Source organism: Glaciihabitans arcticus, assembly GCF_004310685.1.
Lineage (GTDB): Bacteria > Actinomycetota > Actinomycetes > Actinomycetales > Microbacteriaceae > Conyzicola > Conyzicola arctica.
Genome location: NZ_SISG01000001.1, coordinates 706,449 through 721,076 on the forward strand (window position 1 = coordinate 706,449; position 14,628 = coordinate 721,076).

A 14,628-nucleotide genomic window follows, 5' to 3' on the forward strand; every position below is an offset into this window, starting at 1 on the left:
CATGGTGACGACTCTCGACTTTGGCGACAACGGGCTCACGGTCGACGGGACGTTCATCGGGTTTCCGCTGACGACCGCGAAGACGCGCGAGGTGTTCGGGGAGCCGCGGCTCACGGCGGGCAAGGATCACGCCGTTCAGACCTGGGATGCCCTCGGTATCAAGACCTTCGGCCCGCTCGATGGCACGCTCGTGTCGATTCTCGACGTGTTCCCCGCCGGTCGCGACAACGACAATTACGCCTACAACCCGACCTCTGGGTTCCCGGGGCAGCTGTCGGTGAACGGCGTGCACATCGACGCGGTCGCCTTCCAGCCCGGCTTCGCGGCGGACAAGCTGTACCTGCCGATCGGCCCGTACATGCTGAGCCGCGCGCTGGATCGGCCGGGCGGCGGCTTCTACGATTTCTTCATCCAGCGCACGGATGTCGACTACTTCTCCCGTGCCGACGGCGTCGCCGAGGCCGTGCAGAATCTGGTGATCAGCTGGCGCCAGGCGCTGGCTCCGACCCACGTAGTCGACCTGTCGGCCGCGGGTGTCACGATCGACGAGACGCTTGTGACGCTGCCCACGACGCCCGCTGTGCTGACTTCGCTGCTCGGTGAGCCGCGCGAGGTGCCGTCGGTTTCGGATGACGCGGTCGACTGGTTGTGGGATTCTCTCGGACTGCGTGCCTCCGGTCTTCGCGGCACGGTGGCCGCGTTCGCCGTGGTCGATGGCGTGGGGGATTCCGCTGCGCCCCGCACCGCAGCCACGGGTATCCGCCTGACGGTGGGGGATGCCGACCCGACGTCCGTCATCTGGGATGCCACGACCACCTTTGCCCGCGAGAAGACCCTGGGGTCGAATGTTCTGACGCGCGGGGCGTACCCCGGGGACGTGTACTGGGAGCTCGCGACGACCCGCGAGGTTGTCGCGGTCGCTGCCGCCTCATCAATCGCCGAGCCTGCGGTCGTTGAACGCGTCGAGGCGCCCTCCGGTGAGGTCAAGTCGACAGTACCGGTCACCGCGGCCGTCGCGCCTGCCCCGGTCCGCGGGCGCGCGAAGAACAATTACACGCTGAAGCCGTTGGTGGAGCCGGTGCTCTCGTTCGCCGACTTCGGGGTGAAGCTGCAGGTGATCGAGGAGCTGATGTTCCGCCAGTCGAAGCTGAAGCCGCGTTTCGAGCTGGAGGACTTCGCGAACTGGTTCCCGGATCGGCTGATCGACGCCGCAACCGAGACGGATATCCCCGAGGTCCGCGCCTACTTCGAGGCCCTGCCGATCCCGTCGCGATTCGCCTACGACGTGAAGTCGCTGACTGCTGCTCCGGATGCCGCTGTACTCCACGAGCTGCGCGCCACCTCGCCCGTGCCGCTGTCGTCGCTCGACGACCTCGCCCAGCTGCCCTACCTCAAGAAGGTCGTGCTGGCGTTCTCGCAGGATGCGTCGGGCGTCCAGGCGCTCGAGGCGCGCGGGGTCACGGTGGAGAAGCCGTCACTCCCTGATTGAGTAGGCCGCCCGCGGCGGTATCGAAATCTGGTTGCGCTCGACTCGGTTTCGATACGCGTGCTCCTTCGTCGCGCTACTCAACCAGCTCGCAACCTTGAGTTGATCAGTCACTTCCCGCGCTCATCGCGGCGCGGTGAATGAATAACTAAAGGCTGGCGGAGGGCTGCCGCCTTGGAAACGTTCGTGTTCAACAGGACAACCACGCGCACGAAGAACAGGACGCGACGGGCTCGGAGAACAGGACGCGACAGGCTCGGAGAACAGGACGCCGAAAAGGATCGGTCCTGTTGATGAGTCGCGTTGGTGTCCTGTTGAACGAGAACGTTTTGGGGGAGTGACCAGCCGGCCGGCCTCGGCTCCGCTCGGCCTTGTCTCGGCTTCGCTCGACCACCGGGCGGGGCCACGGGAGGGGGGCGAACCTCGCCGAGGCGCGGGCGGGTTTCGATACGGCCGCGGCCGGCCTACTCAACCAGCCGGTGCCTCGAATTGCGGCAATCGGGGGATATGGAGCCGCGAACTCCCCAATTGCCGCAATATGGGCGACCAGAGCGCCCCGGGGACGCAGTACGCGCGCAATTCGAGGCCACGGGGGAGACCCGCGGGAGAAAGAGCGAGCGCAACTCCCGTTCCGTGAGATACGATAGAACCCCGTGGTGGACAATTCTCAAGCGGGCGTAACAAAGCACATCTTCGTCACCGGAGGGGTCGTATCCTCTCTCGGTAAAGGCCTCACAGCGGCCTCCCTCGGCAACCTTCTCACCGCGCGCGGACTGCGCGTCGTTATGCAGAAGCTTGATCCGTACCTCAACGTCGATCCCGGAACGATGAACCCGTTCCAGCACGGCGAAGTCTTCGTCACCGACGACGGCGCCGAGACCGACCTCGACATCGGTCACTACGAGCGCTTCCTCGACATCAACCTGAGCCAGGCGGCCAACGTCACCACCGGCCAGATCTACTCCAACGTGATCGCCAAGGAACGCCGCGGCGAATACCTCGGCGACACGGTGCAGGTCATCCCGCACATCACCGATGAGATCAAGCGACGCATGCGCCTGCAGGCGCAGCCCGGCGAGAACGGCGAGCCCGCCCCCGACGTCATCATCACCGAGATCGGCGGCACGGTCGGAGACATCGAGAGCCAGCCGTTCATCGAATCCGCACGCCAGGTGCGCCACGAGCTCGGCCGCAAGAACGTGTTCTTCGTGCACGTCAGCCTCGTGCCCTACATGAACGCGTCCGGCGAGCAGAAGACCAAGCCCACGCAGCACTCCGTCGCGGCCCTGCGAAGCATCGGAATCCAGCCCGACGCGCTCGTGCTGCGGTCCGACCGGCCCGTTTCCGAAAGCAACAAGCGCAAGATCGCGCTCATGTGCGACGTCGACGAGCAGGCCGTCGTCAACGCGGTCGATGTTCCGAGCATCTACGACATCCCGACCATGCTGCACGACCAGGGCCTCGACGCGTACATCATCGACCAGCTCGGCCTCGACGCACAGGACGTCAACTGGGACGGCTGGCGCGAGCTGCTCGAGACCGTGCACGACCCCAAGTTCGAGGTCACCATCGGACTCGTCGGCAAGTACATCGACCTGCCCGACGCCTACCTCAGCGTCACCGAAGCCCTCAAAGCCGGCGGATTCGCCCACAAGACCAAGGTGCACATCCGCTGGATCGCGTCCGACACGTGCGAGACCCCCGAAGGCGCCGCCAAGGTGCTCGCCGAGGTCGACGGCATCTGCGTGCCCGGCGGGTTCGGAGTGCGCGGCATCGAGGGCAAGCTCGGTGCCCTCAAGTTCGCGCGCGAGAACGGCATCCCGGTTCTCGGCCTGTGCCTCGGCCTGCAGTGCATGGTCATCGAATATGCCCGGGATGTCGTCGGGCTCACCGGCGCCAGCTCGAGCGAATTCGACCCCGACACCGAGTTCCCCGTCATCGCCACCATGGCCGAGCAGGTCGAGATCATCGCCGGCGGCGACCTCGGCGGCACCATGCGCCTCGGCCTCTACGAAGCGGCGCTCCAGCCCGGATCCATCGTCGCGGAGGTGTACGGCAGCGAGACCATCTCCGAGCGCCACCGCCACCGCTACGAGGTCAACAATCACTACCGCGGACGCATCGCCGAGGCCGGCCTGAACTTCTCCGGACTCAACGCCGAACTCGACCTCGTCGAATTCGTCGAACTGCCGCGCGAGGTGCACCCGTTCTACGTCGGAACCCAGGCCCACCCCGAGCTGCGCTCGCGCCCCAACCACGCGCACCCGCTGTTCAAGGGACTCATCGGCGCCGCCCTCGACCGCCAGGCGGCGAGCCGGCTGTTCGAGGTCGCGGTACCGGCCGATGCTTAAAGATGAGCTGACTAACCTCGAGATCGTCGAGAGCGAGCGGGTCTTCCAGGGCCGCGTCTGGGACGTGCGCCGGGAAACCGTAAAGTTCGGTGACGGCGAGATCGTGCGCGACTTCGTCGACCACACGGGAGCCGTCGCGGTGCTCGCGCTCGATGAGAACGATCGGGTCTGCCTGATCCGGCAGTACCGTCATCCCGTGCGCGCCCGCGAGTGGGAGCTGCCCGCCGGCCTGCTCGATCTCGAGGGGGAGTCGCCGCTCATCGGCGCCCAGCGCGAGCTGGCCGAAGAGGTCGACCTGGTCGCGGCCGACTGGTCGGTGCTCGCCGACTTCCAGACCTCGCCGGGCGGCAGCAATGAGGCCCTGCGCATCTACCTCGCCCGCGGACTCAGCGACGCGCCCGAGGCCTTCGCGCGCACCGACGAGGAGGCCGAGCTCGAGAAGCACTGGGCCAGCCTCGACGAGATCGTCGACGCGGTGCTCGCACGCGACGTGCAGAACTCGATCCTCGTGATCGGCGCGCTGGCCGCCCAGGCATCCAAAGCCCGCGGCTGGTCGACTCTGGCGCCGGGAGACGCGCCGTGGCCGAGGCATCCGCTCTTCAGGTAGCGGTCGACCGCTACCTGCGCCACGTCGCCATCGAGCGCGGGCTTTCCGTCAACACGCTCGCCGCGTATCGGCGCGACCTGGCGGCGTACTCGCGCTTCCTCGATTCCCAAGGCGTCGATACCCCCGACGGCATCGACCAGTCGCACGTGTCGGCGTTCGCCGTTCACCTCCGCACCCGCGAGGAGGGTGCGCTCGTGGCATCCTCTCTCGCCCGCATGCTGTCGTCTGTGCGCGGCTTCCACCGGTTCCTGCTCGGCGAGAACCTGGTCGAAGCGGATGTCGCGGCCGACCAGTCCCCGCCGAAGCTCGCCAGCCGGCTCCCGAAGGCGATCACGGTCGAGCAGATGGCGTCGATCCTCGCCGCGGTGGACGGTGACGACCTGCAGTCCCTGCGCGACAAGGCCCTGCTCGAGCTGCTCTACGCGACGGGTGCCCGCGTGTCCGAGGCCGTCGCGCTCAACGTCGACGACATCCTCGGCGACGAGCACGGCGCGGCCGAGGTGGTGCGGCTGTTCGGCAAGGGCAACAAGCAGCGCATCGTGCCGGTCGGCAGCTACGCGCGGGCGGCCCTCGACGCCTACCTCGTGCGGGCGCGACCCATTCTCTCGGTGCGCGGGCCGTCGACGCCCGCGCTGTTCCTCGGCATCCGCGGACAGCGGGTGTCGCGGCAGAACGCCTGGCTGATCATCCGCGCGGCGGCCGGTCGCGCGAAACTCGGCTTCGACATCTCGCCGCACACCTTCCGGCATTCCTTCGCCACGCACCTGCTCGCGGGCGGCGCCGACGTGCGTGTTGTGCAGGAACTGCTCGGCCATTCGAGCGTCGCGACCACCCAGATCTACACGCTCGTGACGGCCGACACGCTGCGGGACATGTACACGACCGCTCATCCCCGGGCACGCGGATAGAATCGCTGTATGAACGCTCAGAATCCCGACGACGCCATGCTGGAAGGCTTCGACAACGTGGTTCTAGGGCCGACCGGTCGCCCCGTCACCGTCTTCCCCGAACCGAAGCCGCTCAAGGGCCACGGCCCCGCGCGCATCATCTCCCTCTCCAACCAGAAGGGCGGAGTCGGCAAGACGACCACCGCCATCAATCTGGCCGCGAGCCTCGCCGAGTACGGCCGCAAGGTGCTCGCCATCGACTTCGACCCGCAGGGCGCGCTGTCCGCGGGACTCGGTGTGCCAGCGCACGACGTGCCGACCATCTACGAGCTCATGCTGGGCACCATCAAGGATCCCCGCGAAGCCATCATCGAGACGGCGTTTCCGAACCTGCACGTCATTCCGGCCAACATCGACCTGTCTGCCGCGGAGGTGCATCTCATCAACGAGGTGGCCCGCGAGACGATCCTGGCGCGCATCATCGCGAAGGTCGCGGGCGACTACGACGTGGTGCTCATCGACTGCCAGCCGTCCCTCGGCCTGCTGACTGTCAATGCGCTGACCGCTGCGCACGGGGTGCTCATCCCGCTCGAATGCGAATTCTTCGCGCTGCGCGGTGTTGCGCTTCTCGTGGAGACCATCGAGAAGGTCAAAGACCGCCTGAATCCGGCGATCGAGCTCGACGGCATCCTGCCGACCATGTACGACGCCCGCACCCTGCACTCGCGCGAGGTGCTCGAGCGCGTCGTCGAGACCTTCGGTGACAGCGTGTTCCAGACGGTCATCGGGCGCACGGTGAAGTTCCCCGACGCGAGCGTCGCGGGATCCCCGATCACCTCCTTCGCGCCGACCCACCAGGCGGCCGACGCGTACCGCCAGCTCGCCAGAGAGTTGATCTCCCGTGGCGCAGTCGCCTAACGGCGCAGCAGAGCTGGAGGCGGAAGCCGGCGGATTCTCCGTCAGCCTGAGCAACTTCAGCGGTCCCTTCGACCTGCTGCTGTCGCTCATCACCAAGCACGAACTCGACATCACCGACATCTCGCTGAGCGTGGTGACCGGCGAGTTCATCGCCTACCTCAAGAACCTCGACACCACAGAGGAGCTCGACCAGGCCAGCGAATTCCTCGTCGTGGCGGCGACCCTGCTCGACCTGAAGGTCGCGGGCCTGCTTCCCCAGGGTGAACTCGTCGATGCTGAGGATGTCGCGCTGCTCGAGGCCCGCGACCTGCTCTTCGCCCGTCTCCTCCAGTACCGTGCCTTCAAGGAGGCCGGCCTGTGGTTCACCACTCATCTGGATGCGGAGGCGACCCGCCACTTCCGCTCGGTGCGCCTCGAGGAGAAGTTCCGCCAGCAGACACCCGAGCTCGTGTGGACACTCTCCAAGGAGGACTTCGCCGCGATGGCCGCCCTCGCGATGGCGCCGCGCGAGATCCCTGTCGTGGGGCTGGATCACCTGCACGCCCCGCTCGTGAGCATCCGCGAGCAGGCCGCCCACGTCGTGGCGCTGCTGCGCCGCGGCGAGACCATGTCCTTCCGCGAGCTCATCGCGGGTGCCGACCTCAAGGGCGTCGTCATCGCCCGCTTCCTCGCCGTGCTGGAGCTCTACCGGCACGCGGCCATCTCGTTCGAGCAGCTCGAACCGCTCGGTGACCTCAGCATCCGCTGGACCGCCGAGCACTGGTCTGAAGACTCCCTCGCTAACCTCGGAGCTGACTATGACTCTTGACGACATGACCATCGACGGCGACACGGCGCACATCCGCGGCGAGGGCCGCCACCAGGCCGAGCCCGGCGACGTGGCCCGCAGCCTCGAGGCGATCTTTATGATCGCGGATGAGCCGCAGACCCTCGTCGCCCTAGCGACCGCCCTCGACCTGCCGATCGTCGAGATCAAGCTCGCCCTCGACGGCCTGATCCGCGACTACGACGGTGAGGACGGCGGCACCGTGCGCGGTTTCGAGCTGCGCGAGGTCGGCGGCGGCTGGCGCCTCTACGTGCGTGCCGAGTATGACGCCGTCGCCCGCGACTTCGTGCTCACCCAGAACCCGACCCGCCTCAGCCAGGCCGCGCTCGAGACCCTCGCCGTGATCGCCTACAAGCAGCCCATCAGCCGCGGAGCGATCGCCTCGATCCGTGCGGTCAACGTCGACTCGGTCGTGCGCACGCTGCTCGGCCGAGGCCTCATCACCGAGGCGTACACCGACACCGAGACCGGCGCCATCCACTACGCCACCACAGACATGCTGCTCGTGCAGCTCGGGATTAACTCGATCGAGGAGCTCCCGCTCATCTCCCCACTACTCGCAGACGGCTCGGACGGATTCGATGAACAACGCTGAACCCCAGAACAACCCTGAAGGCGAGCGCCTGCAGAAGGTCATGGCGGCCGCAGGCGTCGCCTCCCGTCGAGTGTGTGAAGACCTCATCGCCGCGGGTCGCGTGCAGGTGAACGGCGTGCGCGTCGAGGGCGCGGGGCGACGGGTGTTGCCCACGGATCTCGTGTCGGTTGATGGCAAGGCCATCCAGCTGGACACGACCAAGGTCTACATCATGCTCAACAAGCCGACCGGTATCGTCTCGTCGCTGCGCGACAACCGCGGGCGGCCCGACCTCAGCCGCTACACCAACGAGTTCGAGGAGCGCCTGTTCAACGTCGGCCGCCTCGACGTCGACACGAGCGGCCTGCTGCTGCTCACGAATGACGGCGAGCTCGCGCACGTGCTCGCGCACCCGTCGTTCGGCGTGTTGAAGACCTACATCGCCAAGGTCGAGGGCGTGATGAACCAGCACACCGTCAACAAGCTCGTCGGCGGCATCGAACTGGAGGACGGCCTCATCGAGGCGGACAAGGCGCGCATCATTGGCACCCCGTCCGCGAACGAGACGGTCGTCGAGGTCACCCTGCACTCGGGTCGCAACCGCGTGGTGCGTCGGATGCTCGACGCCGTCGGCCACCCCGTCATCGACCTCGTGCGCCGCCAGTTCGGCCCGCTGCACCTCGGCAGCCTCGCACCCGACGCCATGCGCGACCTGACCAAGGCCGAGGTGGGGGAGCTGCTCACCATCTCGCGCGGCGGCAACGTCGCACCCGCTACCGGCGACGAGGTGCCGGACGAGAATCCCAGCGATGACTGACCGTCGTGTGCAGGGGCCGGTGCGCATCGTCGGCGCCGGTCTGCTCGGCGTGAGCATCGGCCTGGCGCTCCGCCAGAAAGACGTCGACGTCATCCTGCACGACAGTTCGCCCTCGACCCTGACCCTCGCGGTCGACTATGGTGCCGGCCGCCGCGCCCAGCCGGGCGACGAGCCTGACCTCATCGTCGTCTGTGTGCCCCCGGATGTCACGGCGCCCGTTGTGGCCGCCGAACTGCTGGCCTTTCCGAACGCCCTGGTCACCGATGTCGCGAGCGTCAAGCTCGGGCCGTTGACCGAACTCGTGGAAATGGGCGCCGACGTGTCCCGCTACATCGGTTCCCACCCGATGGCCGGGCGGGAACGGGGCGGCGCCGCATCAGGTCGTGCCGACATCTTCGTCGGCCGCCCCTGGGTAATCGCGGGCCACGACGGCATCACCTACCGACGCGCGAACCCGGTTGAGAACCTCGCCCTCGATCTCGGCGCCGTTCCGATCGAAATGGATGCCGCGGAGCACGACAGGAGCGTCGCCCTCGTGTCCCACGTTCCGCAGGTCGTCGCCTCGCTGCTCGCCGCCCGCCTGAGCGGCGCGACCGACGCTGCCGTGAGCCTGGCCGGAGCCGGGCTGCGCGACACCACTCGCATCGCGTCGAGCGCCCCCGAGCTCTGGGTGCAGATCCTCGGCGCCAACGCCGGGGCCGTGGCTCCCATCCTGCACGCCCTGCGGGACGACCTCGACGGCGTGATCGCCGCCCTCGACGCCGTGGACGCACCGGGATCCCGCCGCGCGATCGCGACGGCACTCTCCGCCGGCAACGACGGGGTGGCGCGCATCCCGGGCAAGCACGGAACGGCCAAGCGGTTCGCCCAGCTCACGATTCTCATCGACGACCGGCCCGGCGAGCTCGCGAGGCTGCTCACCGAGATCGGCGAACTCGGTGTCAACATGGAAGACCTCCGCCTCGAGCACTCACCGAATGCGCAGATCGGCCTCGCCGAGATCGCGGTGCTGCCCGAGAAGGAGGAGACCCTCGCGCGCGAACTCGGAGCGCGGGGCTGGAAGATAGCGGGAGTGAGCGAATGACAGTTGTAGCCATTGACGGACCGGCCGGAAGCGGCAAGTCGAGCGTGAGCAAGGGCGCGGCGGTCGAGCTGGACTATGCGTATCTCGACACCGGCGCCGCCTACCGCGCGCTCGCCTGGTTCTGCCTTGAGAACGGTGTCGACACGCTCGGCCCCAGTGAGATCATCGAAGCCCTCGACGACTTCGACTACGAGATCGGCACCGACCCCGAGCAGTACTTCGTGCGGGTCGGGGGAGAGGACGTCGTCGAGGCGATCCGCGAGCCGCGCGTGACGGCCGTCGTGAGCTCGGTCGCCCGCGTGCCCGAGGTGCGCAGCTTCCTCACCGAGCTCTTCCGCACGATCATCCGGACCACAGAAAAGCCCGGGATCATCGTCGAGGGTCGCGACATCACCACGGTCGTCGTGCCCGACGCAGAAGTGCGAATTCTGCTCACGGCCTCGGAAGAAGCTAGAATGGCTAGGCGTTCAGCCGAACTGTCCACGGAGTCGGCCGCGATCACCGCGCAGCAGCTCAGCTCGCGCGATGCCCAGGATTCCCGGGTCGTCGATTTTATGAATGCCGCCGACGGTGTCGTGACCGTCGATTCAACCGAACTTGACTTCGAGCAGACAGTGTCAGCTGTCGTCGAACTCGTGCGGGACGCTGCCTAGCACAGCGTTCCGAAACACGTAAAGGAACGCTAACCATGGCCGAGAACGACAACGACTTTCCCGACATCGATGCGGGGCTCGTCGAGCGCATCAAGACGATGGACGACGCGGAGGCCGGTCAGCGCGCCGCCTCGCTGCGCGCCGGACTCGAGGACTACGACCTCGACGATGAGGACCTCGGTCTTCTCGACACCATCTCCGACGACCCCGACGCGATCGTCTACCTGCCTGCCCTGCCCGTGCTCGCGATCGTCGGTCGCCCGAACGTCGGCAAGTCCGCGCTCGTCAACCGCATCATCGGCCGTCGCGAGGCCGTCGTCGAGGACACCCCCGGCGTCACCCGCGACCGCGTCAACTACAAGAGCGAGTGGAACAACCGCCACTTCACGATCGTCGACACCGGCGGCTGGGAGCCCGACGCCAAGGGCATCAACGCCTCGGTAGCGGCCCAGGCCGAGATCGCCATCGACCTGGCCGACGCCGTTCTGTTCGTGGTCGACGCCACCGTCGGCGCGACCTCGACCGACGAGCACGTCGTGCGCCTGCTGCGCGGCACCAAGAAGCCCGTCATCCTCGTCGCCAACAAGGTCGACGACGCCCGCCAGGAGCCGCAGGCCGCAGAGCTGTGGAGCCTCGGACTCGGCGAGCCGTGGCCCGTCTCCGCCGTGCACGGTCGCGGTGTCGCGGACCTGCTCGACAAGGTGCTCACCGTGCTGCCCGAGGTCTCGGCCGTCGCCAAGGAAGAAGTGGGTGGCCCGCGCCGCGTCGCCATCCTCGGTCGCCCGAATGTCGGCAAGAGCTCGCTGCTCAACAAGACCGCAGGCGAGGAGCGGGTCGTCGTCAATGAGATGGCCGGCACCACCCGCGACCCGGTCGACGAGCAGATCGAGCTCGGCGGAAAGTTCTGGCGCTTCGTCGACACTGCCGGTATCCGCCGCCGCGTCAACCTCTCACAGGGCGCCGACTTCTACGCGACCCTGCGCACCTCGGCCGCGCTCGAGAAGGCCGAAGTCGCGATCGTCATTCTGGATGTCTCGGAGCCCATCTCCGTGCAGGACCTCAAGATCGTGGACCTCGTGCTCGAATCCGGTCGCGCGCTCGTGCTGGCCTTCAACAAGTGGGATCTTCTCGACGACGAGCGCCGCTACACGCTCGAGCGCGAGATCGAGCAGGACCTCGGCCACGTCGCCTGGGCTCCTCGCGTCAACATCTCCGCCAAGACCGGCCGCCACATGGAGAAGCTCGTCCCCGCCCTCGAGCTCGCGCTCGAGTCGTGGGACACGCGTATTCCTACGGGCAAATTCAACGCGCTCCTTGCCGAGCTCGTGGCCGAGCATCCTCACCCGGTTCGCGGTGGAAAGCAGCCGCGCATCTTGTTCGGCACGCAGGCGGCTTCACGCCCGCCGACGTTCGTGCTGTTCACCACGGGCTTCCTCGACCCGCAGTACCGCCGCTTCATCACGAGGCGCCTGCGCGAGATCTTCGGCTTCGAGGGAAGCCCGATCAACGTCAACATGCGCGTTCGTGAGAAGCGGCAGCGCCGCAGCTAGCTGTGGTTAGCGACCGGTGGCGTCGGCTTCACGCTCGACGTTGCCGCGCCAGCCGCCATCCTCGGTTCCGCTCGCCTCGATGAGTTCCTTGAACTTGCCGAGGTCGTGCGAGACCTGGATGCCGTCGACACCGAGCAGTGCGCCTGCGGCCTCAACGAAGCCCTCGGGAGCCCAGTCGATCTGCACGGTCACGCGCGTCTTGGCGTCATCGATGCGATAGAAGCTGACGGCGCCCGCGTGGGTCGTGCCGTCGGTGCTCTTCCAGGCGACGCGCTCGTCGGGGTGCTGCTCGACGATCTCGGCCTCGAACTCGCGCTCGACGCCGCCGATCTTCACCTTCCAGAACAGGTGCGTGTCGCCCTGCTGGCTGATCGACTCGATGCCGCTCATGAACCGCGGAAACTCCTCGAACTGGGTCCACTGGTTGTAGGCGACGGTGATCGGAACGTCGACGTCGATGGACTTGGTGACACTGGCCATGGGGGATTTCCTAACTGGGAACGGTTTGGGTTTTCGACGCTACGCTGCGAGAGTGGGGGGAGCGAGGCGCTACGGCGACTCCCAGCCGACGGCCAGTCGGCCCCCAGCCGAAGGTAAGGAATGCGGATGAGTGACGTGCCCCCTCCGCTTCCGCCGGGATTCGTGCGCGACCCCGGAGACGCCTGGGTGTACGGGCCGGCCGGGGAGAAATTCTGGGGGCGCTTCGGGGCCGCGGGACTCCTTGTGCATAACCCTGAGCGTGGCGTGCTGCTGCAGCTCCGCGTCGGCTGGAGTCACTTCGGCGGCACCTGGGGCCTTCCCGGCGGTGCGCTGAAGGAGGGCGAGGCGGCGGATGTCGGCGCCCTGCGCGAGGCCTACGAAGAGGCCGGTGTTCCCGCATCCGCGCTCGAGGTGTTGTTCACGAGCGTGCTCGATCTCGGCTTCTGGCGGTACACGACGGTCGTGGCTGCCGCCGCCGTACCGTTCGAACCGGTGATCGGCGACGCCGAGAGCGTCGAGTTGCGCTGGGTGCCGGTGGCTGAGGTTGACGGGTTGCCGTTGCATCCCGGATTCAGTGCGGCGTGGCCCGCGCTACGGGACCGACTGCCTACTTCTTAGGCTTCGGCCACCAGGCTGGCATGACCAGGTAGTAGGTCTCGATGAACGCGGCGTTGTCGCGTGGGCTCGGGGTGCGCAGCCAGGCCTCGATGGCGCCGACCGTGCCGTCCGCGACGAAGCGCGCGACCGTGTCGCTGAGCAGGTCGGGGTACGTTGACGCTGGCAGCTTCAGGTGGCCGGAATCGAGCAGCTGGTGCACCGAACCCTGGAAGTGCGCACTCAGCATCGAGTGCAGTTCGCCGCTGTCGTCATCGAGTCCGAGGCCGCGCTGGTAGATCTCGTCATGGGATGCCACGTGCTCGAGCACCTCGGATGTGGTGTTCTGCAGCGCCTTCGGCACGTTCTCGATGGCGGCCAGGTTGCGATCGCGGATCTGGTCGAGCTCGGCGCGCAGAGTCGCTCGCAGTAGCGCGGCGGGGGAGTCGGAGTGCTCATAGAAAGTGGAACGGTTGATCTCGGCGGCAGCAGCGAGTTCGCTCACCGACACCTGCGTGATCGGCTTCTGCGCGCCCAGCTGCAGCACAGCGGTCGCGAGACGCGCCCTCGTGCGGAGTTGCCGTGCATCCATGTGATCTGCTCTTTCTGAAAAGTCCCCCCACGATTGTAGGGTTCCGGGGCTGGTGCGCGAGTATCGCTCATTCGAGTGACGCGTTTGCCGTCGGGAGTGGTAACGGGCGATCGGCGCGTGGGCTGGTGACCGGTGCGGGGCATGGGTACGCAGCGCTCCGCTCGGCGCGTGGGCTGGTGACCGGTGCGGGGGTTCGGACGTGCGCGCCGGTCGCTTGCGCACGCGCTGAGCCTTGATACGGGTCGGGATGCCGCTCGGGAACTCGGCTTGCGCGCGCCCGCCCGGTCTACTGACGCTCGCCCGGGTCACAACCCGGGCGGCCGTCTCTACTCCGGGCGGCGACGCTCGGCGGCCCCGGTGAATTGAACGAGGCCCGTAAAGCGCTAAGCTATTCGAGGCCCGTTCTTCGGATTCGGGCAAGTCACGGGCTGTGGCGCAGCTTGGTAGCGCACTTGACTGGGGGTCAAGGGGTCGCAGGTTCAAATCCTGTCAGCCCGACTGGCAAGAAAAGGGCCACCCTCTCGGGTGGCCCTTTTTGTTGCCTGGACTCGAGAAGCGGCTAGCGGAGTTCGCAGCTGTAGGCGTTCAGCTTCGGATCGAAGGCCTTGAGCAGAACGCTCGTCTGAACGACGGTCGGACGAGTGGCCGTGTACGTCGTCTTCTGCACTTTGTACGTGCGGTATTTGCCCCGCGGGTAGGCGACAAGGGTCTGACCGGCGCGGGCCCCATCCGTCGTTGAGCAAGTCACCGAGATGGTTCTCGACGTCGACGTCGAGAACGAGAGTTGTCCTGAGACAAAGCTCTTGGTGACGCCCAGTGAGACCCCTACCGTCTGGTCAATCGATTCAGACGCGGATACGGAACAACCCACACTTGCCGTGATGACCTTACAACTGCCGATGGGCTGCGTTCGGTCCGTCCAGTCGTTGGAGATGTTCGTGACGGACACGACGGCAAATCTGACGCTCTGGCCGCCGGGCGCGGCCTGCGAAGCACCTGCTCCAACGAGGGTGCTGACGAGAGCGAGAGAGAGCGAAGCGGCTCCGATAACGCGGGTTCTACGCAACATGACACGTTCCTTTCGAGATGGGATGTGCCACAGGGTAGACCGACCGTACCACTGGGCGCAATGAGTAATATTCGATCCCTGCGACGACCTCGTTTGTGTCAGGGTTTAGCCGCCTCTGCTCCGAATTCGGGCACGTCACG

At 67.0% G+C, this 14,628-nt stretch carries 15 protein-coding genes and 1 tRNA gene; 13 read left to right on the forward strand and 3 right to left on the reverse strand.

Features of this window, described 5'->3' with window-relative positions; translation table 11 throughout:
* The first annotated feature begins 1 nt into the window (after position 1).
* The 11 genes from EYE40_RS03210 to der all read left to right on the forward strand — a co-directional run bounded on the left by EYE40_RS03210 (position 2) and on the right by der (position 11,753).
* Positions 2 to 1,489, forward strand: coding sequence for a DUF7738 domain-containing protein (locus tag EYE40_RS03210; RefSeq protein ID WP_130980597.1), 1,488 nt, complete (start codon positions 2 to 4; stop codon positions 1,487 to 1,489).
* Between the two features lie 653 nt (positions 1,490 to 2,142).
* The gene (locus EYE40_RS03215; protein ID WP_130980598.1) at positions 2,143 to 3,837 is read left to right on the forward strand and encodes a CTP synthase; all 1,695 of its coding nucleotides are present in this window, start codon (positions 2,143 to 2,145) and stop codon (positions 3,835 to 3,837) included.
* Complete coding sequence (locus tag EYE40_RS03220) at positions 3,830 to 4,444, forward strand: NUDIX domain-containing protein (RefSeq protein ID WP_130980599.1); 615 nt, start codon at positions 3,830 to 3,832, stop codon at positions 4,442 to 4,444. The genes EYE40_RS03215 and EYE40_RS03220 overlap by 8 nt, the downstream gene beginning before the upstream one ends.
* The gene (gene xerD / locus EYE40_RS03225) at positions 4,417 to 5,352 is read left to right on the forward strand and encodes a site-specific tyrosine recombinase XerD (RefSeq protein WP_130980600.1); all 936 of its coding nucleotides are present in this window, start codon (positions 4,417 to 4,419) and stop codon (positions 5,350 to 5,352) included. The genes EYE40_RS03220 and xerD overlap by 28 nt, the downstream gene beginning before the upstream one ends.
* A 9-nt stretch (positions 5,353 to 5,361) precedes the next feature.
* Positions 5,362 to 6,249 carry a ParA family protein gene (locus tag EYE40_RS03230; RefSeq protein WP_240034688.1) on the forward strand — a complete coding sequence of 296 codons (888 nt, stop codon included), beginning with the start codon at positions 5,362 to 5,364 and terminating at the stop codon, positions 6,247 to 6,249.
* The gene (locus tag EYE40_RS03235) at positions 6,233 to 7,057 is read left to right on the forward strand and encodes a segregation and condensation protein A (RefSeq protein WP_130980601.1); all 825 of its coding nucleotides are present in this window, start codon (positions 6,233 to 6,235) and stop codon (positions 7,055 to 7,057) included. The genes EYE40_RS03230 and EYE40_RS03235 overlap by 17 nt, the downstream gene beginning before the upstream one ends.
* A 4-nt stretch (positions 7,058 to 7,061) precedes the next feature.
* Positions 7,062 to 7,670, forward strand: coding sequence for an SMC-Scp complex subunit ScpB (gene scpB, locus EYE40_RS03240; protein WP_240034833.1), 609 nt, complete (start codon positions 7,062 to 7,064; stop codon positions 7,668 to 7,670).
* A complete protein-coding gene (locus tag EYE40_RS03245; RefSeq protein WP_130980603.1) occupies positions 7,657 to 8,466 on the forward strand; it encodes a pseudouridine synthase in 810 nt (269 codons plus the stop codon). The genes scpB and EYE40_RS03245 overlap by 14 nt, the downstream gene beginning before the upstream one ends.
* A complete protein-coding gene (locus EYE40_RS03250; protein ID WP_130980604.1) occupies positions 8,459 to 9,550 on the forward strand; it encodes a prephenate dehydrogenase in 1,092 nt (363 codons plus the stop codon). The genes EYE40_RS03245 and EYE40_RS03250 overlap by 8 nt, the downstream gene beginning before the upstream one ends.
* Positions 9,547 to 10,203: a (d)CMP kinase gene (gene cmk / locus EYE40_RS03255; RefSeq protein ID WP_130980605.1), complete on the forward strand. Its 657-nt coding sequence runs from the start codon at positions 9,547 to 9,549 to the stop codon at positions 10,201 to 10,203. The genes EYE40_RS03250 and cmk overlap by 4 nt, the downstream gene beginning before the upstream one ends.
* Before the next feature lie 35 nt (positions 10,204 to 10,238).
* Complete coding sequence (der, locus tag EYE40_RS03260; protein WP_130980606.1) at positions 10,239 to 11,753, forward strand: ribosome biogenesis GTPase Der; 1,515 nt, start codon at positions 10,239 to 10,241, stop codon at positions 11,751 to 11,753.
* A 6-nt stretch (positions 11,754 to 11,759) separates the two neighbouring features.
* Here der and EYE40_RS03265 read toward each other — a convergent pair whose 3' ends face one another.
* Positions 11,760 to 12,233, reverse strand: a complete 474-nt coding sequence (locus EYE40_RS03265) for an SRPBCC family protein (protein ID WP_130980607.1) — start codon at positions 12,231 to 12,233, stop codon at positions 11,760 to 11,762.
* Between the two features lie 126 nt (positions 12,234 to 12,359).
* On the opposite strand from EYE40_RS03265, the gene EYE40_RS03270 reads away from it, so the two are divergent.
* Entirely contained in the window at positions 12,360 to 12,851 is a 492-nt protein-coding gene (locus tag EYE40_RS03270) for an NUDIX domain-containing protein (RefSeq protein WP_240034689.1), read from the forward strand.
* Here EYE40_RS03270 and EYE40_RS03275 read toward each other — a convergent pair.
* Complete coding sequence (locus tag EYE40_RS03275) at positions 12,841 to 13,419, reverse strand: TetR/AcrR family transcriptional regulator (protein WP_130980609.1); 579 nt, start codon at positions 13,417 to 13,419, stop codon at positions 12,841 to 12,843. The genes EYE40_RS03270 and EYE40_RS03275 overlap by 11 nt on opposite strands.
* Positions 13,420 to 13,843: 424 nt before the next feature.
* Here EYE40_RS03275 and EYE40_RS03280 point away from each other — a divergent pair.
* Positions 13,844 to 13,917 (forward strand) — tRNA-Pro (locus tag EYE40_RS03280).
* A 61-nt stretch (positions 13,918 to 13,978) separates the two neighbouring features.
* On the opposite strand, the gene EYE40_RS03285 is transcribed toward EYE40_RS03280, so the two are convergent.
* Positions 13,979 to 14,488, reverse strand: a complete 510-nt coding sequence (locus EYE40_RS03285) for a hypothetical protein (protein WP_130980610.1) — start codon at positions 14,486 to 14,488, stop codon at positions 13,979 to 13,981.
* Positions 14,489 to 14,628 lie beyond the last annotated feature (140 nt).